Annotated in this window: 22 protein-coding genes; 13 read left to right on the top strand and 9 right to left on the bottom strand. The window is 39.9% G+C overall.

Annotation, left to right across the window (positions count from 1 at the left end; genetic code table 11):
• Positions 1 to 639 precede the first annotated feature (639 nt).
• Positions 640 to 1,581: an acyl-CoA thioester hydrolase/BAAT C-terminal domain-containing protein gene (locus Q0779_RS00255; RefSeq protein ID WP_298768285.1), complete on the top strand. Its 942-nt coding sequence runs from the start codon at positions 640 to 642 to the stop codon at positions 1,579 to 1,581.
• Positions 1,582 to 1,803: 222 nt separating this feature from the next.
• Positions 1,804 to 2,727, top strand: a complete 924-nt coding sequence (lptA, locus tag Q0779_RS00250) for a lipopolysaccharide transport periplasmic protein LptA (RefSeq protein WP_298768283.1) — start codon at positions 1,804 to 1,806, stop codon at positions 2,725 to 2,727.
• Positions 2,728 to 2,753: 26 nt separating this feature from the next.
• Here lptA and Q0779_RS00245 read toward each other — a convergent pair whose 3' ends face one another.
• Positions 2,754 to 4,070, bottom strand: a complete 1,317-nt coding sequence (locus tag Q0779_RS00245) for an MFS transporter (protein WP_298768281.1) — start codon at positions 4,068 to 4,070, stop codon at positions 2,754 to 2,756.
• Between the two features lie 1,022 nt (positions 4,071 to 5,092).
• On the opposite strand from Q0779_RS00245, the gene Q0779_RS00240 reads away from it, so the two are divergent.
• The 5 genes from Q0779_RS00240 to Q0779_RS00220 all read left to right on the top strand — a co-directional run bounded on the left by Q0779_RS00240 (position 5,093) and on the right by Q0779_RS00220 (position 12,842).
• The gene (locus Q0779_RS00240; protein WP_298768279.1) at positions 5,093 to 7,891 is read left to right on the top strand and encodes a molybdopterin cofactor-binding domain-containing protein; all 2,799 of its coding nucleotides are present in this window, start codon (positions 5,093 to 5,095) and stop codon (positions 7,889 to 7,891) included.
• Between the two features lie 79 nt (positions 7,892 to 7,970).
• Positions 7,971 to 8,504, top strand: coding sequence for a 2Fe-2S iron-sulfur cluster-binding protein (locus Q0779_RS00235; protein ID WP_298768277.1), 534 nt, complete (start codon positions 7,971 to 7,973; stop codon positions 8,502 to 8,504).
• A 7-nt stretch (positions 8,505 to 8,511) separates the two neighbouring features.
• Positions 8,512 to 9,852, top strand: a complete 1,341-nt coding sequence (locus Q0779_RS00230; protein WP_298768275.1) for a cytochrome c — start codon at positions 8,512 to 8,514, stop codon at positions 9,850 to 9,852.
• Positions 9,853 to 10,666: 814 nt separating this feature from the next.
• The gene (locus tag Q0779_RS00225) at positions 10,667 to 11,524 is read left to right on the top strand and encodes a hypothetical protein (protein ID WP_298768273.1); all 858 of its coding nucleotides are present in this window, start codon (positions 10,667 to 10,669) and stop codon (positions 11,522 to 11,524) included.
• Positions 11,525 to 11,534: 10 nt separating this feature from the next.
• Positions 11,535 to 12,842 carry a DUF4785 domain-containing protein gene (locus Q0779_RS00220; protein ID WP_298768271.1) on the top strand — a complete coding sequence of 436 codons (1,308 nt, stop codon included), beginning with the start codon at positions 11,535 to 11,537 and terminating at the stop codon, positions 12,840 to 12,842.
• Between the two features lie 60 nt (positions 12,843 to 12,902).
• Here the strand turns inward: Q0779_RS00220 and Q0779_RS00215 are convergent, their stop codons facing one another.
• The 4 genes from Q0779_RS00215 to fkpA form a co-directional block, all read right to left on the bottom strand.
• Entirely contained in the window at positions 12,903 to 14,153 is a 1,251-nt protein-coding gene (locus tag Q0779_RS00215; RefSeq protein WP_298768269.1) for an ammonium transporter, read from the bottom strand.
• Between the two features lie 14 nt (positions 14,154 to 14,167).
• Positions 14,168 to 14,506, bottom strand: coding sequence for a P-II family nitrogen regulator (locus tag Q0779_RS00210; RefSeq protein ID WP_298768267.1), 339 nt, complete (start codon positions 14,504 to 14,506; stop codon positions 14,168 to 14,170).
• Positions 14,507 to 14,804: 298 nt separating this feature from the next.
• The gene (locus tag Q0779_RS00205) at positions 14,805 to 15,179 is read right to left on the bottom strand and encodes a YacL family protein (protein ID WP_298768265.1); all 375 of its coding nucleotides are present in this window, start codon (positions 15,177 to 15,179) and stop codon (positions 14,805 to 14,807) included.
• 134 nt (positions 15,180 to 15,313) lie between these two features.
• Positions 15,314 to 16,117: an FKBP-type peptidyl-prolyl cis-trans isomerase gene (gene fkpA, locus Q0779_RS00200; protein ID WP_298768263.1), complete on the bottom strand. Its 804-nt coding sequence runs from the start codon at positions 16,115 to 16,117 to the stop codon at positions 15,314 to 15,316.
• A 657-nt stretch (positions 16,118 to 16,774) separates the two neighbouring features.
• Between fkpA and Q0779_RS00195 the strand changes: the two genes are divergently transcribed.
• The 5 genes from Q0779_RS00195 to Q0779_RS00175 all read left to right on the top strand — a co-directional run bounded on the left by Q0779_RS00195 (position 16,775) and on the right by Q0779_RS00175 (position 20,994).
• Complete coding sequence (locus Q0779_RS00195; protein WP_298768261.1) at positions 16,775 to 16,987, top strand: SlyX family protein; 213 nt, start codon at positions 16,775 to 16,777, stop codon at positions 16,985 to 16,987.
• 110 nt (positions 16,988 to 17,097) lie between these two features.
• The gene (gene def, locus Q0779_RS00190) at positions 17,098 to 17,610 is read left to right on the top strand and encodes a peptide deformylase (RefSeq protein WP_298768259.1); all 513 of its coding nucleotides are present in this window, start codon (positions 17,098 to 17,100) and stop codon (positions 17,608 to 17,610) included.
• Positions 17,607 to 18,944, top strand: a complete 1,338-nt coding sequence (locus Q0779_RS00185; RefSeq protein ID WP_298768257.1) for a hypothetical protein — start codon at positions 17,607 to 17,609, stop codon at positions 18,942 to 18,944. The genes def and Q0779_RS00185 overlap by 4 nt, the downstream gene beginning before the upstream one ends.
• Positions 18,945 to 18,967: 23 nt before the next feature.
• Complete coding sequence (lpoB, locus tag Q0779_RS00180; protein WP_298768255.1) at positions 18,968 to 19,561, top strand: penicillin-binding protein activator LpoB; 594 nt, start codon at positions 18,968 to 18,970, stop codon at positions 19,559 to 19,561.
• 134 nt (positions 19,562 to 19,695) lie between these two features.
• The gene (locus Q0779_RS00175; protein WP_298768254.1) at positions 19,696 to 20,994 is read left to right on the top strand and encodes a glycerophosphodiester phosphodiesterase family protein; all 1,299 of its coding nucleotides are present in this window, start codon (positions 19,696 to 19,698) and stop codon (positions 20,992 to 20,994) included.
• Positions 20,995 to 21,063: 69 nt separating this feature from the next.
• On the opposite strand, the gene Q0779_RS00170 is transcribed toward Q0779_RS00175, so the two are convergent.
• The 3 genes from Q0779_RS00170 to Q0779_RS00160 all read right to left on the bottom strand — a co-directional run bounded on the left by Q0779_RS00170 (position 21,064) and on the right by Q0779_RS00160 (position 23,987).
• The gene (locus Q0779_RS00170; RefSeq protein ID WP_298768251.1) at positions 21,064 to 21,624 is read right to left on the bottom strand and encodes a phosphoribosyltransferase; all 561 of its coding nucleotides are present in this window, start codon (positions 21,622 to 21,624) and stop codon (positions 21,064 to 21,066) included.
• A 249-nt stretch (positions 21,625 to 21,873) separates the two neighbouring features.
• Complete coding sequence (locus Q0779_RS00165; protein ID WP_298768249.1) at positions 21,874 to 23,019, bottom strand: endonuclease/exonuclease/phosphatase family protein; 1,146 nt, start codon at positions 23,017 to 23,019, stop codon at positions 21,874 to 21,876.
• Between the two features lie 11 nt (positions 23,020 to 23,030).
• Positions 23,031 to 23,987 (bottom strand): DUF808 domain-containing protein, encoded by a 957-nt coding sequence (locus tag Q0779_RS00160; RefSeq protein ID WP_298768247.1) that lies wholly within the window; start codon positions 23,985 to 23,987, stop codon positions 23,031 to 23,033.
• Positions 23,988 to 24,177: 190 nt separating this feature from the next.
• Here Q0779_RS00160 and rpiA point away from each other — a divergent pair, with 190 nt between their 5' ends.
• Positions 24,178 to 24,837, top strand: coding sequence for a ribose-5-phosphate isomerase RpiA (gene rpiA, locus Q0779_RS00155; protein WP_298768245.1), 660 nt, complete (start codon positions 24,178 to 24,180; stop codon positions 24,835 to 24,837).
• 101 nt (positions 24,838 to 24,938) lie between these two features.
• Here the strand turns inward: rpiA and recJ are convergent, their stop codons facing one another.
• Entirely contained in the window at positions 24,939 to 26,663 is a 1,725-nt protein-coding gene (gene recJ, locus Q0779_RS00150; protein ID WP_298768243.1) for a single-stranded-DNA-specific exonuclease RecJ, read from the bottom strand.
• Positions 26,664 to 26,765 lie beyond the last annotated feature (102 nt).

Here is a 26,765-nt window from a genome sequence, read left to right as displayed (position 1 = left end):
ACATATGACTCAGTCGACTAATTAGATATCTTTAATCATTAATCGACGGACAGCGATATAGCAATTTTTATAGTTACCAGTGTACTTTTGGAACCTAAATAACTGTAAAAGCCAAAGGCAAGGAGAAAGATTATAAGCGAAAACGTTCCGCTACCGCGCTGACTATTTGCAGCTCAAAACACCACTTTTAGCCATAAGACTAAATGATTAATCCTTTAGAATATAAATATTAAACCGTGTTTTCATCGTTTTATACCGATTAGATAAAAATTTAAACCATAATAAAAAAGCTACCCTCAAATTAACACGACTATCTTTACCCAATATTACAATATGTTAACCATAAAGATGACAATAAAGAAACCCTTAACAAGCATAAAAAACCTAGCAGAAAAACATTTAAACAATAAAACAACATTGACAACGTTATATTCGAATTTTAGTCTAAGATAAGAAAACAGTTAAGCAGAACAATCGCCGCTTATTATTACAATAAATAGAAAATAAAAAGGACTTTACTCATAGTCTAAAGCGTAGGTAATCCCTATGTGAATAAGATTATATTTGAGATGGATTAAAAACATAATAATAAAAATACTTTAATCAGCACGTGTAACGAACAATGGAAAGGATGTTTCAATGAAACTATTTACATCATTTACAAAGTGGATTTTACTTGCACTTCTCACCCTCATTATTTTTTTTACCGCTTACCATTCTTATTTGAGATTAAGACCTGATGCAGTTAATTTTCCTGAGCATCACGGCAAAGTACATTCACAACTCCACTTAAGCCAAGGCAGTCAACAGCCATTACTTGTGTACTTAGGAGGCGAAGAAGATCATCATCATTGGAATAGCGATGCATCACTGAATGCAAAACAAGTACAAACCATCAATGACCGAGGTTATGCGCTCCTGAGTTTGGAGTATTTTGGTAAAGATGGTATTCCAAAACATTTAGATAGAATTGATTTAGCCGGTGTCCATAAAGCCATTTTAAACGCAGCAAGTCATCCACAAATTAACTCACAGTGTATTGCCGTAATAGGGGTATCAAAAGGCGCTGAGCTGGCATTAACCTTAGGCAGTTACTATCCAGAAATCAGAGCCGTTGCAGGTATCGTTCCCAGTAATGTCGTTTTTGCTGGTTTCACTAACACGATGGCAACGTCTTCACTATCAATCAATGGAGAGCAGCTCCCCTTTGTGCCTGTCTCCCTACATTCTGTTTTAACTTATTTCACTCAAGACTTGAAATCCAGTATTGAGATCATGTTGCAAGATGAAAAAGCAGTAGAGAATGCCGCTATTAAGGTTGAGCATATTCAAGGCCCATTACTGTTTATGTCAGCGATTAATGATAGGCATTGGCCCTCAACAGAAATGTCAGAAAAAATGATGCAAAGATTAAGAAATCATGATTTTCCTTACCACTTTGAACATATTACCTCAGCTGGTGAACATGGTGCTTGGATGAGTCAAGATGATAAAATTTATGATTTTTTTGAAGAGCATTTAATGGCTAAGAATCCGTCAGACTGCCCAAGGTATAATACGGTGTCCACGCAAGAGTATTAATCTCCCTATCATTTAAAGCGACTTTAAGGCTCAAGTCGCTTACACCTGTAATCTTTTCAAGCATGATACATTTTATCTTTTCGAATCCAATGTTAATTTGAGTAATCAAAATGTATTGTTCAAGTAATAGCCAAGAAAAATACCATTAAATATTGATAAAAGCACTGTCATAGAACACGACTCAATACTATGCTCATTATGTACACTCAACTAGAGAACTTAATGAAGCATTACCTATTAACATCGATCAGCTTAGTGCTACTGTTTAATTTTAACGCTTTTGCTTTACAAAGCGATCTCCAGCAAGAAGTGATTATATCGGCAAAAAATCAACAAGCTGATATTAAAAATAATCAAATGATCTTTAATGGTCCCGTTAAAGTGACGCAAGGCTCTATTACCATTACAGCACAAACATTGCGTGCGTACTCAAAAGCGAGTGAACATAAAATATTAATTGCTATTGGTGATCCTGCGACTTATTCGCAAAAAATGGATAATGGATTGATGGCCTCAGCAAGCGCGAATAAAATCCAATATGATCTCAGTACACGAGTTTTGCACTTAACAGGCAATGCAGTACTAGAGCAAAGTGGCAATAAAGTAAACAGCAATACAATTACTTATGACATATTACAACAAAAGCTCACCGCACAAAGTGGAGGGCAAAACAATGAAAGAGTCACAACCATTATCAAAACGGATCAAATCCAAAATAAATCATCGGTACACTCCATAAACAAAGAAACCAGTACTCCTTCTTCAGTCGATAAAACCAAAAAAACAAACGCAGAAATAGACAGCGAACAACAAACATATTCCTCCATAAAAGAATCCCCTCTTCCTGTCACTCCTTCCCCAGTAAACAAAAACACATCCGCAAACCGGATCCATAATGCATCAATGAACAAACAAAATTGGTATATTCAAGTCGGAGCTTTCTCAAAGCAATCTTCAATGAATAAACTAATTAAAAACATTCAAAACAGCGGGTTTGAGTATACAGTCCATCCTGATAATATTAACGAAAAGCCTATATCAAGACTGTTAATTGGCCCCTATCAGACACTATCTTCAGCAAAGAAAGACATCAACAGAGTTAAATTTGAAATAGAGAAAGATGCTTATTTTTATAAAATAAGATAAACGCCTTTCTCTGACAATGAAATCAACTAAGTTTTTGCCGCTTGTTTGCGTAAGAAAGGAATAAGCAATAAACCCACAATACCTGCAGAGCAAGTCAATACAGTAAAAAATCCAGTCCAACTATAAAGCTCTAACACACGTGCTAACGGATAACCCGCGAGCGCAGCCCCCATATAAGCAAACAATCCAACAAAACCTGTTGCTGCACCCGCCGCATTTTTATGTGAACACTCAGCTGCTGCCACACCAATCAGCATTTGAGGGCCAAATACGAAAAAGCCGATAGCAAAAAAACATGCGGCCTGCATAAAATAACCTTGAGAGGGGAAAAACCAAAGTGCAGCAACGGCAATTAAAATGCCCACCGAAAATAACCAGTTCATCGGCCCACGATTCCCTTTAAATAAAAGATCCGATCCCCAGCCTGCCACTAATGAGCCTATAAATCCGCCAACCTCAAACAATGACAGCGCTCCATTGGCTGTCATTAAATCGTAACCTTGCTCTTCGGTTAAATACAGATTACCCCAATCATTAATCCCTGTGCGGACGATATAAACCAACACATAACTTAACGCTAATAACCAAATGTATTTATTCGAAAGCACATACTTGAACAATATTGCTTTGGTACTCAATCCTTCATCTGAATGCTCAAAAGCCTGCTCTAACTTATCTTGTCTCCAATCACCGATACTGGGTAACCCTAAAGTTTGGGGTTTATCTCGTAAACGCCAGCATAGGAATAATCCGGCCACAATGGCACAAATACCGGGCACAATCATTCCCATACGCCAACTAAAATGCAATGTTAGAAAACCCACTAACAAGGGAATAATGGCGCCCCCCACATTATGAGATGTATTCCAAATTGACCACCAAAAGCCACGCTCAGAACGTGAATACCAAGTGGTTAATAATTTTGAACAAGGTGGCCAGCCCCAGCCTTGAAAGAATGCGTTCAGCACCCAAAGTGATGCAAAAACAATAATAGAAGAAGACAAGCCAAATAAAATATTAATCACACCCGTGGCAATAAGCCCTATTCCCATGAAATAACGGGGGTTGGCCCTATCACTCATGATGCCAGACACAAATTTCGAACAGCCATATGTCAAATAAAATAAGGTACCGATGACACCAATATCTGACTTATCAAGCCCCAAATCGGTAACCATGGCTGGCATGACAAAGTTAAAACTTTTGCGAGTAAAATAAAAAACAGCATATCCTATGTACATAGTGAACATTAGGTGTAAACGCCAAAATTTATAATCCTTGTCGACCTGTTCAGAAGACGTCATTATTGGCTTTATAGGAGCCGCTTTAAAAAAATTAAACATAGTAATCTAAACCTGTTTCTTACGATCTTTTATTATTAATGACCCAATTTAAGATCTGTGATTGTGCTTGCACAATTAAAATATTATGATCAACAAATTCAATGGATAACCCAATCCAAATTGCCATATGTGATGAACAAAATTTGTTAACGTTTTTTATGCAAACAAAACAAGCCGACATGCTATAACATGTCTGGTTTATTCTCAAAGTCCCTATTTTTTAAAATGTTATATTCATCATTTTATTAACGAAAAAAAGATGAACAATAGTAAAACCCTTCACTAACACAGACTATCAATATAAAAAATCATTAATTTATCAGCCACATATAACGTAAAAATTAATTACAGTGATTTTTCTACGACTTACCGCTAATAACAACGTATCATTAATAATTTTACTTTGTAAACATCAATAAAATTACGGTGAAGATACAAAAAAACAATATATATACAACTTAAAAACAACTGACTTCCCTATTTAATGGCAACTATACCCGTGATCATTGAAGATGCCTGTTTTCAGAGCCTGTAAAAGTGCCTAATTCCAGGCGTATTCTTTTAAAATAAAAGGGTGCAGGAATATTGATTGCCTTTTAAGGTGATCTAACTTCGATGCAGGTGATTTTACAGACTCCCAAAGGACTAACTCTTACCAATAAAAAGTGTCCACGCTTAACGGTCACTTGCTCATGAAGCAGCCCATAAAACTCAATTACATAGTGTCAGAGCAATATGAAAGGACGAGTGATTTAATCAATAATTAGAGCAGAAATAAGAAGTTATATCTTATAAATCAAATAGTAATGTGTATTTTTTTCGTAACACTATATTATCCATATTTTCTTTGTTGATTTTATTTTATGTAAGTTAGAACTAATTGTTTGAAACTTGTTTTAAATTAAGATACTTTAATCGGTTTTTGTGTATAGCAAAAAACTAATTTAGCACTTGATACAGTACCAATATTTTAAAATTAAGGTACTGATCTTCAATCTTTTTTATCTGTATTAGGCGGTTAGATGAAAGAATTTAAACAGACTCGTCGGGAATTTATAAAAACCGTCGTGATTGCTGGAGTCAGTGTTTATTTTGCACCCCTTGCAAGTGCCATGACTCGAGAACAAGAATATTTGTATAAGCCCAATAAAGGTTGGGCCAGCAATGGTGAAGCTAAATATCGTGTCGATGCGATGCAAAAAGTCACAGGCCAAAAAGTGTTTGCCCGTGATTTCAGAGCACAAGATTTTAATGAGTGGCCTAATCATCAATGGCATGGTTATATTGTTTGTGCGACAAAAGCCGATCATATTTTCGAAAATATCGATTTATCTTTTTTAGAAAAACAACCCACAAAAGTGATTCTTGCTGAAGATTTAGCTAAGCAAGATATTAAGCTACCTCAATTTCATGGTGAGGAAATGCTGCTTGAAAAAGGCAACGTCGCCCAGTTCTTAGGCCACCCAGTTGCTATTTTACTCTTTGACCGTTTTGATAATTTCAATGCCGCAAAGTCACGTCTCGATTTTAATCAAAATATTATCAAATATGGGGCAAAAGTGCCCGCTTATGAGCGCAACCCTTATGCAGCATGGCGAGTCGTACGTGTTGCAGAAAACCGGACAGAAGGTAAAGATATTTTCTCGCCTTTTCAAGATGGATTATTCTTTCCCGCTTACCAACTTAGACAGCCCAAATGGCCGTCAATAAGTAATGTTAGTGGCGATTTAGGTGAAAGAGGCATGTTTTATGCCAATCGCATCAATCAAAGCATGACTGATGATCAATTTCATGTGGTTGAAAAGCAATTTCAAACCCAAATCATTGAACCTATGATGCTAGAGCCCGAAGCGGCAAATATTTGGTTTGATGCAGAAAATGCCACTATGCATGGTACGGTGACATGTCAAGATCCGACTGATTTCACTGAAATGGCTGTCCATATGCTCAAAGCCTCCAAACCGGGAAAAACAGTAGAAAATGTTAAACTCTACTCAGGCTTTGTAGGCGGCGCCTTTGGCGCAAAAGATCACTCTATTTTCCCCTTTTACGCACTTGCTGCCAGCTTATTTACTAATGGTAAGCCCATACGCATTGCAAACGATCGTTATCAGCAATTTCAATCAGGATTAAAGCGTCATCCTTTTAAAATTGAAAATCGCTTAGCGATCAATAAAGACACATTGAAAATTGAAGCATTAACCTCTAAATCTGATGTAGACGGTGGCGGTCGTGAAAACTTCTCAGCCAGTGTCGCATCTGCCGGTATGTCAGCCATGCAAGGGGTCTTTTATATTCCACAAAGCGATCTTCAAGCCACAGCACACCACTCTCGTAATGTTACATCCGGTTCAATGCGCGGTTACGGCTCAACACAATGTATGCCGGTTATCGATTTAATGATAGGTCAAGCAGCGGCTGAGCTTAATGTCGATCCCTTTGAATTGCGCCGTAGAAACTTACTGAAAACAGCTGACTTAAATACTCAAGGCGCAGAAATTGATGGTGAAATACGTTACCAAGAAATTTTAGATAAAGCCGAACAGCATCCCATTTGGCAACAAAGAGTGGCCAATAAGAAAGCCTTTGAAGCCAAGCATCCCAACAAAGTGTTTGGTGTTGGATATTCGCTGCTGGCTAAAAACTACGGTACGGGAAATGTTGGCCCCAATGCCGCAGTCAATATTTCACCTGAAGGTGACATTTTATTAGAAATTGAATATATGGAAATGGGCTCTGGCGCGCAAACGAGCCAAGGGCTATTAACCCATGAATTTTTTGGCGCTGCTGCCGATGAAGTGCATATTGCCGTCACTGAAACTTGGAAAGCATTGCAACTGTATGAAACAGATAACCCGTATATCATCAGTCAAGAAAAACAAGACAAAATGTCTAAAGATCCCCTTTGGACACCAGTAAAATTAATGGCCAGCAGCGCTTCTGATTCAGCCACTTTCCAAACAGAAGCCACCAAAGGCGCATGTAACGTTGTTTATCGATACGGTATTTTACCTGCGGCACGTATTTTATGGTCATTGGCTAAGGACAGTGATTTATCTGCAGCAAAATGGCAAAAAGGCAAATTTATACTTGAAGAAAAACCCGCCTTAGACTTTACATTACTGGCCAAAACAGCCCACGAGCTCGGTTTTATTACCGGTTGTGTCGCCCATACGGTCAATCGTTGGTCTTGGACTGAAGCTGAGTTCACGGTTGAAGGCGATACACAAGTGCATTCTTTAGATGCCATGGCGGTTCGATATGGACAAGGTGCCAGCAACGCCAAAAAGCAAAAAATGGATAGCGCAGGTTATCACTTAATTAAACGTAATTGGGTGAATTACCCAAGCACAAAGTTTAATAATGCCATGGTGACTTACTATGCACCTTGTGATTGCCTCATTGAACTTGCCGTTGATAAACACACAGGAAAAGTCGACATTCTGCGCTCTCATAGTGTGTTAGATGCAGGACCGGTTATTTCACAACCCATTGTAGATGGCCAAATTCAAGGCGGACTCGCCATGGGCGTGGGTCATGTATTACATGAGTATTTACCCCCATTTGAAGAAGGTGCAGGAAATGGAACATGGAACCTCAACCGTTATCATGTTCCCATGGCATCAGATCTTCCCGTGTGGAATATGACATCTGAAACCTTACCTTCCACCGATCGAGCTGCAAGACCAAAAGGGATTGCGGAAGTGGTTATGCTTCCGGTGATTTCAGCCGTTCAAGACGCCCTTTTTAATGCTATAGGTCAGCGCTTTGAGCAAACACCTATTACGCAGCAGCAGATCAAAGCAAGGATCAATCCATGAGCACCATCAATGCAATAGGTGAATGCTTTGAGCACACGACTATTACTACCTCAAAGCTGATCAAAGCGAGAATTAACGCATGAACACTATCACAATAGAATTTACCCTTAACGGCAAACAAGTCGGCCCCATTGATGTGCCACAAAATACCATGATGATCCAATTTTTACATGAATATTTAAACCTGACTGGCACTAAATTTGGTTGTGGTGCAGGAGTCTGTCACGCTTGTGTGATTTTAGAACAAACTAAAACTGAACAAATCACCCATAGAACCTGTATCAATGGTGTAGGTGCATTTAATGGCATGAATTTAGTCACTGTTGAAGGCCATGCCAGTATTGATGTCAAAACAGAAGAAGTGGTATTGCACCCAGTACAACAAGCCTTTATTGAAAATTTCTCATTTCAATGTGGATGGTGTACTTCAGGTTTTGTCAATGAAGCCGTTGGCTTTTATGAATCCCTTAAACAAAAGCCCATTGAAAAAACGGCATTACGCGCATCACTTGAAAATAACTTAGGTGAGCATGTTTGTCGCTGCACGGGTTATGTCAAGTATTACGAAGCCATGGAAAATTTAATTCTGTCAACACCTGAGCTGATTCAATAGGAACACCATGAAAAATATCATCATGATTGGCTTCATCGCCGGTATTTTTGCGCTCACTTTTGTGTATTTAGGCAGTGGGAAAAACGCCGTCATTAACCCATTATCAAGTGAACTCGTCAGCAATGATGCTCTCATAGAACGTGGCCGTCAGGTTGCGATTGAAGGCGACTGTGTTGCTTGCCATACCGCCCCCAATGGCCCATCTTTTGCCGGTGGAGTGCATTTTGCGTCTCCTTTTGGCGACATTTATTCAACCAATATTACGCCCGATCCCACCTATGGTATTGGGGGGTATAGTCGTGAAGATTTTTATCGTGCCGTCAAATACGGTTACTCTAAAAATGTAGGTAATTTATACCCTGCCATGCCTTATACGTCTTATCGTAAATTAAACGATACTGATATGGATGCACTGTGGGCTTACTTTCAATCGGTTAAACCCGTTGCCACTCCCAATATCAATAACGATCTTATTTTCCCCGCCAACATTCGCTTTGGCTTAGGAGGATGGAATCAACTCTTCTTTGATGACAATGATTTTATCCCTGATCCCAATAAAAGCGAACAATGGAATCGAGGTAAATACTTTGTTGAAGCAGCGGGTCACTGTGGTGAGTGCCATACACCGAGAAACTTCGCCTTTGCCATGCAGCCTGAAAAAGCCTTAGAAGGCGCCATATTAGAGGGCTGGAATGCCATGAATATTACTCCAGGCGAGTTAAAAAGGCAGGGCTGGACGGTTGAAGAATTAAATCAATTTCTCAAGCAGGGGGAGTCTAAACTTGGGATCACCTTTGATAGCATGTTTATGGTCGTCAATCACAGTCTGAGTCACATGACACAAGATGACTTCAATGCCATATCTGCATATCTATTGGATCTTGATAAGGTCAATTCCCCCACCAGCATCAAATCAAGTTCAATTCAAGAAGCACCTCGTTATCTCACAGACAGTGAAAAAGCGCTTCCTGGATACGACACTTACGTTAATTACTGTGCGGGTTGTCACGGCATTGATGGTCTAGGCAAACCCAATGCAGTGGTTTCATTGAATAACAATAGCACCTTCAGCGCCCATTCACCTTTTAACGCGATTGCAGTCATATTAAGAGGCTTGCCAAGTAAACAACAAAGCCTAACTAAAGGCTCTGTGGCCATGTCAAACTTCAATAACCAAGTCTCAGATAAACAAGTGGCCGAGCTGGTAAACTTTGCAAGAGCGGCTTGGGGTAACCAAGCAGAGGCCGTTGTTGACACAAAAATGGTGAAAGACATTCGTCAGCAACTTGAGAAAGAAGGCTATTTATCTCCAGATAGTCAGGGACACATGCAACAAGATAAACATTAACCACCTTTAATAAAAACCTCTGAGATAAGCAAAATAATCTCAGAGGATTCAAATCGATTCAACAATCCGCCCCGACTACCATTAACGAAACACTTTTTCCCAAAATATAAATACAACTAAAAAGCTAATTAAATGAAACCACAAATCTTTTTTGGTTAACAACAATCTATAGGATCGTAGATAGATAACTCAGTCTTTAGCATTTATCTCAAGCTGTGTATTCGAGGTCACAATAAATTTTAATAATACTTTTATTGCAGTCAGTTTCTTTATTTTTCATTTCATTTTCTATCAAAAAATAAACCATGATATTTAAATTAATCCTGTCTGATTTAATGCAAGTAAGCCAATCTATTTTAAAAGTAATTATTAATTTTGTATTCTTGTTTAAAACAAGATCCCTAAATTCATCAGCGCTAAATTAGCTTAACTAGTACTAAGGTACCGCAGATCGCTCTTGCGTGTTTAAAATGTTATGGATAGGTTATGGCTGCAAGCTATCTTATATTAGCGAAAGCAATAACCAGATCCCCGTGAACCTTGCAGTCACACAGGGACAACGCAGTGAAATACAAGAAAATGGATTTTCACTGTACTTCAGAAAGCTTCTTACTTTAGCTTTCCCTAAATTACATCCCTAACATATTCAATATTAAGGATGAGCAATCATACTCACAAACTGAAAATAAAAAAGTGGCCGCTTTTTTACCCTATTCAGTGCTTGCTCACTCCTCTATATCATTGAATGTATATGTTGGCATCTAATTAATGGATCGAATACCCCATTGCAATCAAAATAACATGAGACACGCCAATGAAGATATTCAACACCTTATTACTGCTCAGTCTGATCACTATTTGTTCCACAAGTTATGCCGAAAAAGGCCTTGCTTTTGTTCATGGAACAGGTAAACAAACCAATGCCCTTGACGATTATTGGACCGCCGAATTTATTGACTCTGTTCGACAAGGACTCAATAACCCGAGTCAATACACTGTCATCAACTGTGACTTTGATCAATACATGTGGGATGACACTGCTGCTGGTTGTTTAGCTAATCAACTTAATGACTTTATCACAAATAATAATATTGATGACTTGATCATGATCACACATTCCAACGGTGGAAATATTGCCCGCTGGATTTTATCAAATCCTACTTGGGATCCCAGCTATGGCCCCATCATTGATGCAACGAGTAATGTGATTGCATTAGCCCCATCCAGTGGCGGAACTCCCCTCGCCGATGCGGCCATCGCAGGTAATGTTTTTGAACAAGCCGTAGGTTGGTTATTAGGCTATAAAAGTGATGCCGTTAAGCAGCAACAAGTCAGCTGGATGGACTTTTATAACGAAACTTGGCTCTATGGCACGCAAAATCGCCCTGCAACATTAAAGCCTTTTGAAGCCGTCATTGGCTCAGATGTCAGCTCAGCAGTATGGGATAATGACAGCTACTGTGGTGGTTATGCCAACCAAGTCGCACTGGAAACCACTCAAAATTGGCTCGATGATTGTTCCGACGGCTTTTTAGATTGCCAATCTCAAAATGCGGCTGGCACAGTGTGGTTTTTAGACATCAATAAAACCCATGATAGTGAGCCTTTAAGCCATCAACAAAGCCGTCGTACCTGCTTCAATTTAGACACTTTACTTCGTCAACACATTTAGGAAAGCGACCATGCCATCACTCATTAGATTTGCTCGGGTTTTTCTTGTACTAAGCTATCCATTGGCGATTTCACCGATCGCTTCTGCCATAGATAGCCAAAATAATAACACAGTAGACGCAGCAATCATCAGTCAAACATTGACCTTATCCACGCCAACTGCGGACGATCTTTATTCAAGTTCGCTGCAAACAAGTAGCCTTCCGCCAATCAACACACATCGACAATATGCCAGTTATGTCTCAAAGGCCTCTAATCAAAAACACTTTACCCCCGTAACAACCCAAACCAGCCAAAGCGATCAATATTGGAAAATTGTCACGGGAGAGCAGTTAAATCAAGGAATAATCTTTAGCATCAGTCAAACCAACAGCATAATTCGAATCGCACCAAGGCATGACACACTCACAAGCCTAAATCTCTCCGATACCATTTCACCTGATGACATTATTGTCACGCCACAAAACAAAAACATAATAAAAGGTTCATTAAACAAACCATTATCCCTTATTCAATCAACGGTGGATGCCGATGCATTAGCCACTGCAGGTCTTAATGATAATTCCAGCGCATTAACCTTATCCAATGATGCAAAACCGGGACAATATCGACTTCAAGTGACAAAAAATTTACCCGCTGAAGGTCGTTATTTAATGAATGTAAAAGAAAAGCACTCACCTTTTAAGCTAAGCTTAAGCGCGCCAATCGCTATCAATCAGCACTCTGATATTATTCGCTTTAATTTAGATTTAAGCCAAAGTAATGAAACACTCTCTCCGCAGGTCTTTTTACAAAATAATCAAGGTAAGCAAACCCCGCTAAAAGTCAGTTTACATCAAGAGCATTGGCAAGCACATCTACCTGATAATATTGCACTATCCACTCACAATGCAGGGTTAAGTGAAATTTTAGTCAATATTAACACGCAAGTTAATGGCATACCTGTTGAGAGAACAGTCAAAACAGCATTTAAAGCTTTTGTTAATTCAGCAAAAATTACTGAGCAAGTCCAAGTCATCTATCAAAATCAACAAGCTCAATACCTGTTACTCAATCTTGATATCGCCAATGAAGGACGTTATGAAGTCAGTGCGGTTTTCAATGGCACAAATAAATCAGGTCAACATCAACCTATTTTAACGACACAAGCTGCAAGTTGGCTCACACCAGATAACTCACAACTCAAACTCATGTTAGATCCAAAACTCATCCAAGCATCAGGACTTAATGCACCTTTCACTTTATCTGCTCTGGAGTTAAAAGATCAGAGTCAAATGGCAAGGTTAAGCTATCAAGCCCAAGCGTTAATTTTTAATTAGATTGAACACACTCAATCTAAAATCAATGGCTCTCTATCGAGAGCCATTTTTTATTCACCATCAACGAGAATTAGTCATTGCTACGAATTCTGGATATGCAGAGACACCACAATCAGACACATCTAAACCATCATATTCTTGTTCTGCACTCACTCGAATGCCCACCGTTTTCTTCAGCACCATCCAAGTCACTGAACCCGTTACAAACACCCAAGCAAAGATCACACTCGCCCCATATAACTGCCCCAAAAAACTGGCTTCATTATTCGATAAAGGCACTAAGAGTAATCCCAATAAACCACCCACGCCATGCACCGAAATCGCACCAACGGGATCATCAATTTGACAACGATCAAAGCCAATAATCGCAAAAATCACCACAAAACCCGCAAGTAGACCAATGAGTCCGGCCACTATTAATGAAGGAGAAGCGGGATCAGCGGTTATTGCCACAAGTCCAGCAAGTGCGCCATTTAGAATCATGGTTAAATCCACTTTTCGCCAAACCATTTTACACACTATCATGGCAGAAATAGCCCCAAATGCCGCTGCTGAATTGGTATTCACAAATATTTTCGCCACCACTTCTGCATTAGTATGATCTGAAATCATCAATTGCGATCCACCATTAAAGCCAAACCATCCCATCCATAAAATAAACATACCCAATGTCGCCATGGGCAAATTTGAGCCAGGAATAGGATTCACTTTCCCTTTGGCATCGTATTTTCCTTTTCTTGCTCCTAATAATAATACGCCTGAAAGTGCCGCAGCGGCGCCAGCAAGATGAACAATGCCACTTCCTGCAAAGTCAACAAATCCTGACTGGGCTAAAAAACCACCTCCCCAAGACCAATAACCTTCTACTGGGTAAATAAAGCCTGTCATCACTACAGTAAACAATAAAAATGCCCAAAGTTTCATGCGCTCTGCTACCGCCCCTGACACAATTGACATTGCCGTGGCAACAAAGACCACCTGAAAGAAGAAATCACTGCTTAAAGCATGTGTAGCCTCATCTGCTTGCTCACCGATGAACATCGCCACTGATGGTAGCCAACCACCCTCGACATTATTGACGTACATAATGTTATAGCCAACCAGTAAAAACATGATGCAAGCAAGAGAATATAAACAGACATTCTTAGTCAAAATTTCAGTGGTATTTTTTGAACGAACTAGTCCAGCTTCAAGCATCGCAAAGCCTGCAGCCATCCACATAACCAATACTCCTGACATTAAAAAGTAAAATGTGTCTAATGCAAATCTCAATTCAGATACCGTTTGGCTTATAGTTGTTATTTCTTCCATTATGGACTCCAAATTTAAAGTGCTTCACTGTCAGTTTCGCCTGTTCGTATTCGAATGACCTGTTCGAGATCAGACACGAAAATTTTGCCATCACCAATTTTTCCCGTTCTTGCTGCAGAAATAATCGCTTCGATAACGATGTCAACATTGTCTGCTCGAGTGGCAATATCGAGTCTTATTTTGGGTAAAAAATCCACTCTGTATTCTGCACCTCGATACAGTTCTGTATGACCTTTTTGACGGCCAAAACCTTTGACTTCTGTCACCGTCACCCCTTCAACGCCTAACTCCCCCACCGCCTCTCGTACATCATCTAATTTAAAAGGTTTGATAATGGCACTCACTAATTTCATCGCTAGCCTCCTGAACACACTTTATTTTTATTGATAAGAACGATACCGAACAATCCTTAAAGGGAGAGATAATCGATGATCTTGAACTGTGAGCTTTCAAACATTAGGCCAAGTATAAAAAAATATATTATTCAATTAGATAAATAGAAAAGAAAATAGAATATGAAATAAAAATGCACGCTTTTAGTGCACACAAAATATTTGTGCACAAAATTCGAGCATAATATAAAGGAGGAATTGAAAAACAAAAAAGCAGCGAAAGCTGCTCTATTTAAAGGTATATAAAAAGGCTATTTTGTTAATGCTTTTCATCAATAAAACGACGCCAGCTAAGCAAGACTTCATTAAAATCTTCTAATCCACAAAAGGCTTCTGATTCACTATCATACAAAGAAAGACCACTATCGTGCTCGATATCTTGCTCCATATCAACTTCATTGGCAAAAACACGCACCTGTTCATTATCCAGTTCAACCGATAAACCTTTTCCCACAAAAACTTTACTGCCAATTTGATTAGCTTGTAATTGAGCAATCGTTTGCCCAATTTCAACATAAAACTCTTTATTATCGGCTAACTCTTCAGAAAACCATAATCCCATAATGGCATGTTCCATACTGAAACGCGCTAAAAAAGTGCCTGTCATACTATTGCGTAAAAATTCATATTCCATAAAGCAAACTCAAATCAAAAATCAGTTTCAACTTTGATTTTAACCCATATAAGCTGATTTTGCCTTATATCCCCAAGTAAAACAAAAAAGCCACTTACAATGTAAGTGGCTTTTGACTGTCTCTATCGAGTGCTTTACTTCTTAGCAGCATCCGCTTTAGGTGCTTCTTTTGGTGCTTCTTTAGCATCAGCAGCTGGAGTATCAATTGATAATAATTCAACTTCAAAGACTAAAGTTGAATTCGCTGGGATAGTTCCCATATCACGATCGCCATAAGCTAAGTCAGCAGGGATCACAAACTTATACTTAGAACCAACAGGCATCAACTGTAAACCTTCAGTCCAACCAGGGATCACACGATTCAATGCGAAAGTCGCTGGCTTGCCACGAGCAATAGAACTGTCAAATTCAGTACCATCTGTTAACGTACCAACATAATTAACGGTAACAGTATCTTCAGCCGTCGGTTTTTTACCCGTTCCTTCTTTAAGGACTTCATATTGCAGACCAGATGCTGTTGTCACAACGCCTTTCTTAGCCTTATTTTCCGCTAAGAATGCTTCGCTCGCTTTTTCATTCTTCTCTGCGATTTCAGCCGCTTGCTCTTGACGTTTTTGATCTAACTTCTCATATAGACCTTGAAGTATTTTTTGCATATCTTCTTCTGATAATTGAAGATTGCTATTTAACCCATCTTTAAAACCTGTGATGATCAGCGCTTTATCTGCAGGAATACCAAGCTCTTCTTGCTCCTTGATATGACCAACCATGTAAGTACCGATAGATGCGCCAACGCTATAGGCTTCCTTTTGTGCTTCAGTAGTCAGTTGAACTGGCGCCGCAGTCGTTGCTGTCGACTCAGCTGCTTTTTCTTGATTACATGCACTTAAACCAACAACAGCTAACGCAACTAGCGAAAATTTGTAAATAGATTTCATTGAAAAGCTTCCTCAGCATCTATAATTGATGATAATAAACTCGATTCTTACAGTTAGGTATAACAGCTTATACTAGTTAAATACGTTATACCAATTAGATTAAATAAATGCATTGTTACGGTCAAAAAATCATCCTATTACAGTTGAAAACGATAAGGTAATTTCATTCTGTATACATTCTTTATCCAATCGCACATGCACACTATATTAACGGTATTCCATGATTATGCCATGAGATATATTAAGGTAACCTTAATCACACAGGATCTTTGCTTTGAGACATAGGGTCAGTTAAGAAGTTCAACTTATTTCCTTCCCTTTTAATTCCTGGTTCATTTTTAATCAATTACACTCAAATAATCAATATAAAACTTCAATAACATCAAAACCAGCTAACATAAAGACAAAATATCTTAAAGCTTAGTAGGTTGATAATTTACCAAACTATTTCACCTAAAAGCGGTCAAAAAGAGTATACTCTTTTCTTGATAATATTGGCTAGCTCAAAGAGCTGAATGTTTAAGCAAAACCCTTTCAAAGCATAGAGTAAGAAACAGGTTAGCTTTTAGAACCACTTGTTCAGACCTATTTGAACAACAAGTGTTAACAATCTTGATATTATCGTTAGACTCAGTATTTCCCTTTTAGAGGTCAAGTATGGAACAAATGCTACAACGCATTGAAGAACTTGAAATGAAGCAATCTTTTCAAGATATTACAATAGAAGAGTTAAACCAGCAAGTCATTAAACTCAATGAGATTATTGCTACCCAGCAAGAGCAGCTCAGACTATTGGTGACAAAAATTCAAACCATTGAACCCAGTAATATGGCCAGTCAAGCAGATGAAACGCCACCCCCCCATTATTGACTTTCCTACGTTGGTTGAATTCTGCAATACCACCGAGTTTGGGTATACTTACTGTATAAATTTGTCCATATGGACAGCAATCAGCGCTTAATATGGAGTCACATATTCTTATGTTGTCTATCGCACAAGTCGGAGAAGAAGTTCTCTCCCAAAAAGCCGCTAATGTTACCCAAATTGATGCTCATATTCATGCATTAGCTCAAACTATGCTCGACACTCTTCAAGAAGCAAAAGGCGTGGGACTGGCCGCGCCACAAGTTCATGAAAGCATCGCCATGTTTATAATGGCTTCCCACCCTAATGAACGCTATCCTGATGCACCACTTGTCCGCCCCACCGTTGTCATTAATCCATCCATATTAACCGGATCTGACGTAATGGAAACAGGGGAAGAAGGTTGTTTATCGATAAAAACTCAACGCTTTTCCATTTTAAGACACCAATGGGTTGATGTTCGATATCAATCACTTGAAGGAGAATGGATTGAAGAAAGGTTAACGGGCTTTATTGCGCGCATTTTTCAACATGAATATGATCACCTCCAAGGGATCACTATCGATAAACGAGCTGAAACGCAAAATGCTTCAGCAAAAACGTTGCATTCCTCCAAGGTGAGTCCATGAAAGCAAAGCACCTTCTCTTTCTGCTATTACTGACGTTATCAGGCTGCGCCATTAACAGTGTTTTTATTAACTACCCTTCACAACTTGCGCCAGTCAAAGCAGAACTAAATAGCAATGCGCCGCTTGAAGGTTTAAGCCTACTAACACCAAAAATATCAGGTAATGACGGATTATTATACGCACAAGAAGCCGGACGTGTTGCTCAAATAGGGGGTGATTTCGAAGCCAGTAAAGCCTTTTATCGGCAAGCCGTCAGTGATTATATTACTTTTGATAACAAGGCCATTGTCAGTGTCACGGATACAGGTGCCACTGCCAGTAGTTTATTGGTCAATGATAATGTGATCCCCTATCGCGGCCCGGGCTACGAGCGGATCATGCTACATCAATATCAAGCGTTAAATTATATTTTTAGCAATGATTTTGAAGGCGCATTGGTGGAAGTCAGACGCAGTAATGAATTACAAAGCACAGAGCAGGCCAAATACGAAGAATCAAATCAATCGGTACAAGCCATGGCAAATGGGACTGTCAATGCTGAAATGAGCAAGCTCAGCCAAGCAGCTGGCAGCACCACCAGCGCTTTTTTAAATGCTTATAGTTACTATACCACTGGCGTATTGCATGAAATACTTGGCGAGACCAATGACGCCTTTATCGATTATCGAAAAGCCGCGCAAATTTCACCGAATAACCCTTATGTGCATCAAGATCTCGTTCGACTAGCAAAACAGTTAGGGATGCCGCAATTTGATGAGTTTAAGCGTCGCTGGGGATCCGCTATTGTTCCAAAAGCGGGCCAAGGACAAGTCATTTTCCTTATTGAGCGAGGTTTTGTACCTGCTAAACAAAGTTTTACCGTCCCCTTTCCGATTAATGATAAATGGCAAAGCATTTCCTTAGCCACCTATTCCTCAAGAGAGCCTCAAGTCCGCACTGCACGTATTAACGGAATAGGCCCCACATTACAAGCTGCACCAATTGCCGATATTAGCGCTCTTGCGATTACCGCATTAAAAGAAGATTTACCCGCTGCGCTTGCTCGGCAAGTCGCAAGAGTCTATGCTAAATATTCACTGGCAAGAAACGCCAATGATTGGGGTTCTGTCGTCCTTCAAATTTTTAATCTGGTGTCAGAACAAGCAGATAGGCGAAGTTGGTTAACCTTACCTCAGCAGGCACAAATTGCACGAAAATACCTCGATGCAGGCCAATATGATATTCAATTGGATAATAGTTCAACCACGCAAATTAATATAGAATCCAATAGAACAACCTTAATTTGGGTAATAGATACAGGTAATTATACTCGTTTTTATTCAACCATTATTTAGTCACCACTTGTATGGAATTTACTATGAAAAACGTTAAGTTAATTTTTATTATTACATTTTTAATCGCCTTAGCAGGTTGTCAATCTAAAGTACAATATGGCGATGCCACTGAAGTTGAAACGGTTAATGCTAATTTTGGTTCAACGGATCTCCAAGCCATTACAACCAAAATGGTCAACAGCATGTTGACTTTCCCCCCAGTTGTTGCACTGACAGCTAATGACCGCCCCATTATTTTTGTCGATCGCATCAAGAATAAAACCTCAGAGCACATTGATACTGAATCTGTCACCGACTCTATCAGCAATCAATTATTACGCTCAGGTAAATTCCGTTTCATTGACATGACTAAAGTCGATGCGGTACGTAAACAACTCGATTACCAAAATAATTCAGGCATGGTAGATCCTTCAACCGCCATTAACTTCGGTCGTCAAATTGGTGCGCAATATATGCTTTATGGCAATCTATCCAGCATTGTTAAACAAGCTGGCAGCACAAAAGATGTCTATTACAAAATGACGATGCGTTTAATGGATTTGCAAACGGGTCTTATTGAATGGTCTGATGAAAAAGAAATTCGTAAAGTGAAATCAAGCTCTTTCTTAGGCATGTAAACCTCGCTTTCAGGTACTGGCATTAATTAATGCCAGTCACCTTTCCGCCTCTTTCAATGTAATTTTTTTGTTGCAAAATTGTCATTTATAAGCATTATGCTAACCTTCATTTCTCTTTATGGACGTTAATGACCATGATGTTTTTGACAAAAAAAATGCGACACTGTGCCTCTCTTATCGCTTGCCTGACTCTAATAACCGCTTGTAATGATGACAAAGATACCCTCCCAACCGAGCTTGTTGAAAATCCAGTACCTGAAACTCAACCAATAGAAAAAATAACGGCTCAACTTGGACCAAGGCCTTTATTTCTCGTCAGAGATATGAAAGAAAGTGAATTAAAAACAGCGCTCTCCCAATGCTCAACTCAGCCTTTTTATCGCAGTGACTTCTCAATCGGTCACCGCGGTGCCGCCATGCAATTTCCTGAGCACACTAAAGAGTCTTATCAAGCTGCCATAGATTCAGGAGCAGGCATTGTCGAATGTGACGTCACTTTTACCTCAGATAAACAACTAGTATGTCGTCATTCTCAATGCGATCTCGCCAGTACAACCAATATTTTAGCCTTTCCAGAGCTGGCCAACCAATGCAGTGAGCCTTTTACGCCTGCCGATCTCAATAACGGTATTGCCGCGAGCGCGACTTGCTGCACTAGTGATATTACGGTGGCACAATTTAAGTCTTTATGTGGAAAAATGGATGCCTTCAATCCCAATGCATTAACAGCAGAAGAGTATATGGATGGTACAGCCAACTGGCGCACCGATCTCTACTCAAGCTGCGGCACTGTCATGACCCATGCAGAAAGCATATCCTTGTTTAAAGACGCTGGCGTTAAAATGACACCAGAGTTAAAAAGCCCCAGTATCACTATGCCCTATGATGGCTATAGCCAAGCCGACTTTGCCAAGCAAATGCTTGATGAGTATATTGCAGCCGATGTTTCCCCATCGAATGTCTTTCCCCAATCCTTTAACTTAGACGATCTTCAATACTGGTTAACAAGCCATCCAGAATACGCCGAACAAGGTGTTTATCTTGATGGCCGATATGATCTTGATGATTTTGATCCTAACATCGCTGCGAGCTGGTCACCCACAATGGATGAACTAAAAAATCAAGGGATCAATATTATCGCACCTCCATTATGGGCATTAGTCACCTTAGATGAAAACAAGAATATCGTGCCTTCAAACTATGCTAAAGCCGCAACAGCAGCCAATTTAAAGATCATCACATGGACGTTAGAGCGCTCAGGATTATTAAAAGATCAAGGGGGTTGGTACTATCAAAGTATTAGCGATAGTATTGGGCAAGATGGTGATACTTATGAATTACTGCATGTACTCGCGCAAGATGTCGGTGTTATCGGTGTTTTTTCTGATTGGCCAGCAACCGTCACTTATTATGCAAACTGTAATAACTTATAAAAGCTAAAGTAAACATTAATCTCAAGAATAAAGGCGCCTAAGTGGCGCCTATTTTTTAATAGGCTCGTATTACACAAACAAATCTTTTATATTGGCTAAATCGCCTTTACCTTCTATGATTTCTTGTGGTGATAAACCTGACACTTCATGAGGAAACACCAGCCATTCATCAGAACCATGAATATAATAGTCAGGTTTTAAAGGAACAGCCGTGTTATTCGGTTTATAATAAGGGCAAGCTATTCGTACATCTTTTGGCATGTTCAAACGCATCAATTCGCCGAGTTTTTCTTTTAAGGCATGAATACTACGGCCCGAATCAAACACATCATCCACGATCAAGAGTGCATCATCGGCATTAGCATTTTCAACGATATAATGCAGTCCGTGAACTTTAATTTGTTTACTTTGCTGATTAATCCCATAATAAGAAGAAGTACGCACGGCAATGTGATCCGTTTCAACTTGCTTAAAATCAAAAAATTCTTGCACTGCAATACCAATGGGCGCACCACCACGCCAGATCCCAACAATAAACTGCGGGCGAAAACCACTCTCATAAACTTGCGCTGCCAAACGAAATGAATCTTCTAATAATTGCTGCGCCGTAATAAAGCACTTCTGTGACATTTTGCCGTCCCCATACATGATATTTTATTTGGTACGGCGGGCTAATACTGCATTTCCAAAATTCGAATGTAGTAAAACGAAGCGTAATCTTTCGCTTTTAAAGCACCACCTGATTTTGGAGGCGCATTTTATACTAAAAAACCAGCGAGTGCCTTAAAAATAAATGTGATAATCCATTAAAAAATCAACATGCAAAGTAAACCGTCAACTGTCATCTCCATGCAGTCGCAGGAGTACAACACTAAAAAGTCAACACCCTCTTGGTAAAACGCTTATCATCACTGGCGCATGATCGCTACTTTGACTGTCTTGCTCATATTGGGGGTTCACTAAATGTTCATCAAATATCTGATAATGTGTGACGACAGCCATGTTATGTTTATCGGTAGGTGTAAACTCTGAAGATAATAAAATATAATCTAAAACAGCACCTTTTGAGCCATGATAATGCGTCGCTGGACGAGGCAATTCAAACATAAGATCAAGACTCGCTTGATATAAATCAAACGCATCTTTGATAACAAAGTCACTGATTTCTCCCCTAGACTCTCGCGAGAAGCGCAATTCATTTGTCATTAAATGGGACAAAATATCTCCCGAAATAGCATCATTGAAATCCCCCATGAGAACAAAAGGCTGCTGATGACGTTGACGACTATTGATTATGTGGCTAAATAACATGGCCGCTTCTGTCCCCCTTTGAATACTTGCTGCCCATGTACCCAATGCATTTTCAGCTAAGACTTGCCCTACATTGTCAGCCTCTTCATTCGCCTTTTTGGAACTTGATCGAATCGCTCCCTGTGAAAATTCAGTGTGATAAGGTGCGCTTTGTGAAGACCCATTTTTTAAAGCAGGATCTGGTGCTCCCCTTTTTTGTGAATGCTGAGCTTCATAAGCACACTCAATAGCGTCGACCATGGGACGTTTCGATTTTAAATGCACAACATAGAAGTCACACAACCCCAAACTTGGCAATTTAATGCTCACCCAAAGCGGTGCGCGGCTATAACTGAAATCACCTAATAGGCCCATACTGCCAGGCAACAAAGGATTGGCTTTAACAATAGCAGCATTTTCAATTGGATAGCGAGAAGCAATGGCAACTACTGGCGATTCATATACATGGTCAGCTTTTTGTACGGGCTCCCCCGCAATGGCAAAATAAGGATAGCCATTGTCTTTCAATAACACTTTTAATGCATCACCACTAAACACTTCTTGAAAGGCTATAACATCCGGTTGAGCTTTTAATAAAAACCGCACTATCCATGCTTGTTTTTTACGCCATTCTTGATGAGTATAAATATTGTCAAAATCATAATAGGCATTGGGGGGCTCGATATAATTGAATAAATTTAACGTTGCTATTTTTATCTCATCGATATGACTCAATGGCACTTCCTTTATGATCTAATGACTTTTTTGAGTGTTTGAATGAGCGTCAATACACCCAACGCGACAGCACCAACCAAGACGCCAAACAGTGCATTCAATACACTAGGGAGTATTAACAATAAGACAGGTCCCACTAAAAACCAAGATTGTGTCATCGCGGCAATCGAGTTAAAAACAACTAAGATTGAATGCAACCCATGAGTCAAAATACCCCCGCCCACCATAAACATAGCAAGGGTACCAATAACAGATAAGCTCTTCATCAATAATGGCGCTGCCCTTAAAAGCATTCCTCCCAATTTTCGCTGTAAGTCTCCTCGATGGCCAAAAGCTTGTTGCTGACTCAAGTATAGTCCTGCATCATCCATTCTCACAATTAATGCCACTATGCCATAAACGCCTATTGTCATCACAATCGCAATAATCACTAAGGTAAAAAACTGCGTCATTAAGCTCATATGAGCCACAACCCCTAAGGTAATGGCGATGATCTCAGCCGATAAGACAAAATCCGTCCGTATTGCACCTTTCACTTTTTTTGCTTCATAAGCGTTAAGATCTAACCCTGCTTCAATATGCAGTGCCGCCAAATTAACATCAAGTGATGACGATTGTTTAACCTCTTTTTTATGACGATAAGCATGATACAGGCTTTCAAAACCTTCAAAACATAAATACAGCCCACCCAACATGAGTAATGGCATCACAGCCCAAGGAATAAACGCACTAATCAAAAGAGCCAAAGGCACAAGAATACATTTATTTCTAAATGATCCTTTTGCCACCGCCCATACTACAGGTAACTCTCTGTCTGCATTGACTCCAGAGACTTGCTGAGCGTTTAAAGCGAGATCGTCCCCTAAAACCCCTGCTGTTTTTCGCGCCGCCATTTTACTCATGGTGGCGACATCATCTAACACCGTCGCAATATCATCCAACAAAGTGAGTAAACTCGCTCCAGCCATGACAACTCCCCAATATCACTAATTAAAAAAGACATTACCGTCAAAAATACGTTTTCCATTCTCCCAGCACAATAGCTTTCTTATTTTCTAGACAATTTTTACAAAATCATTTTTCAGTGAAAAAACCAAAGAATGCCCTCGCGAAGCAGAGTATAATAAAGTCACTTTACTGCCTTGATGAGATAACACAATGACGCAAGATGAAATGAAAAAAGCCGCCGCATGGGCCGCACTAAAATATGTTGAACATGACAGTATTGTTGGTGTTGGTACGGGCTCAACCGTCAATCACTTTATTGATGCCCTTGCCACCATGAAAGCCGATATTGACGGCGCCGTCTCTAGTTCTGAGGCATCAACAGAAAAAATGAAAGCATTAGGGATCCCAGTTTACGATCTTAACAGTGTGAACGATCTGTCTATTTACGTTGATGGCGCTGATGAAATTAATCCCAGAATGCACATGATCAAAGGCGGCGGAGCTGCGTTGACACGAGAGAAAATTGTTGCTGCTGTGGCTGATAAGTTTATCTGTATCGCCGACAGCACTAAGCAAGTCGATATATTAGGCGAGTTTCCTCTCCCCGTAGAAGTCATTCCTATGGCCCGCTCTTATGTGGCGAGAGAACTGGTTAAATTAGGTGGCGATCCTGTCTATCGAGAAGGCGTCATCACTGACAACGGTAATATTATTTTAGATGTCTACAATATGAAAATTATGCAGCCTAAAGTATTAGAAGAGCAAATTAACGGGATTGTCGGCGTAGTAACCAACGGATTATTCGCTCATCGCAGTGCTGATGTCTTATTAGTGGGTAAAGAAGACGGTGTCGAGACCATTACAGACTAATGAAAAAAGCGATGTGAACTCACTCAGTTAGCCAAGTCAGTTCGCTTGAGCCTTCGCATCGCTTTTTATACCCGTGGGACTTCAAGACCGCTCATTGACTGTCAAACAGCTTCAATCTGTTCAATGAGTAGCTGCAGCGTTTGATTACCACGGTACTCATTCACATCCAATTTATAAACCAATCTCACCTGATCAATACTGGCATCGGGCCAAGTATTCAAGTCAACATTAAATGCAATGCCATCCACCATGACACGACTACAAGGTGTTTCCAGCACTAATTTTAAATGTTTCTCACCAACAATACGTTGTTGAATAACGCTAAAATAGCCATCAAATAAAGGCTCTGGAAAAGCTTGTCCCCAAGGTCCAGCCTGTCTGAGCTCTGTTGCAACGGCCATCGTTAATTCATCGGCAGATAATTCACCATCTGAAAGATATTCCCCCGTTAACAACTCAGGTTTTATCGTTTCTCGAATCGCTTTATCAAAAGCATCATTGAATGCAGCAAAATCCGCTGCTTTTATCGATAAACCCGCTGCCATCGCATGGCCACCAAATTTCAGGATCATTTTGGGATGTCTGCTATTAATCAGCTCCAGCAAGTCTCGCATATGCAGGCCTTTAATTGAACGTGCAGAGCCCTTTATTTCGCCGTTACCTGCATCAGCAAACGCAATAACCGGTCGATGATATTTATCTTTTATACGTGAAGCCAAAATACCAATGACCCCTTGGTGCCAGTCGGCTTGAAACAAAGCAATTCCCCAAGGCAAAGATGTCATATCAAGCGTGAGACTCTGTAGGCTCTTTAATGCTTCTTGTTGCATTTCTTGCTCTAACTCTCTCCTTTCCATATTCAAGCTATCAAGTTGCGACGCCATTCTTCGAGCAACCATGACATCTTCACAGAGCAAGGTTTCGACGCCTAAGGCCATTTCATCTAATCGACCCGCAGCGTTCAATCTTGGGCCAACAGTAAAACCAAAATCAGATGCCACCACACGAGACACATTCTTTTTCGCTACTTCTAATAACGCCGTGATCCCCACTCGACATCGGCCCGCTCGCACCCGCTTTAACCCCATTTCAACGAGAATACGGTTATTACAATCTAATGGCACCACATCAGCCACCGTACCTAATGCCACGATATCCAATAAATGCGCTAAATTAGGCTCAGCAATATGACGAGTTTGATACCAGTTTCGCGCTCTTAATTCTGCCCGTAAGGCTGACATTAAATAAAAAGCAACGCCAACCCCTGCAATAGCTTTACTGGCAAAACCACACCCGACTTGATTAGGGTTCACTATGGCATCGGCATTTGGAAGCACTTGACCGGGCAAATGATGATCGGTTATCACCACTTGCATACCTAAGGCTTTCGCTGCATCGACCCCCTCAATAGAAGAGATACCATTGTCCACAGTGATCAACAGCTCCGCCCCCTTAGTGTGTGCAACTTGCACTATTTCAGGACTCAATCCATAGCCGAAATCAAAACGATTAGGAATAAGATAATCAACATTAACAGCCCCCATCATGCGCAGTGCTAATATGCACACACTGGTTGAGGTTGCTCCATCGGCATCAAAATCGCCCATAATCAAAATAGGTTTGTTACTGGCGATGCCATCGGCAATGATTTGTGCCGCTTTATCCAGTCCCAGCATGTTATTAGGTCTAAGTAAATGACTTAGATTTAAATCACATTCGTGAGCAAGTACGCCTCGACTGGCATAAATTTGTCTTAACAATGGCGAGAAGGAATCAGGAAGGTGGCTGTCATCCACATGGGGGCGACGATTGATTTGATGGTTCACAAATGAAAGTTACCTGAAAGAAAAGAAGCACTATAGCGTAAGCGATAGTTTGAAAAAAGACACGACATAAAAAATGAGCCAAAAAAGGCTCATTTTTTAAAC

The sequence above is a fragment of the uncultured Shewanella sp. genome (assembly GCF_947491715.1).
In the GTDB taxonomy this organism is placed as follows: Bacteria; Pseudomonadota; Gammaproteobacteria; order Enterobacterales; family Shewanellaceae; genus Shewanella.
This window is presented reverse-complemented; position numbering and strand designations above follow the sequence as displayed.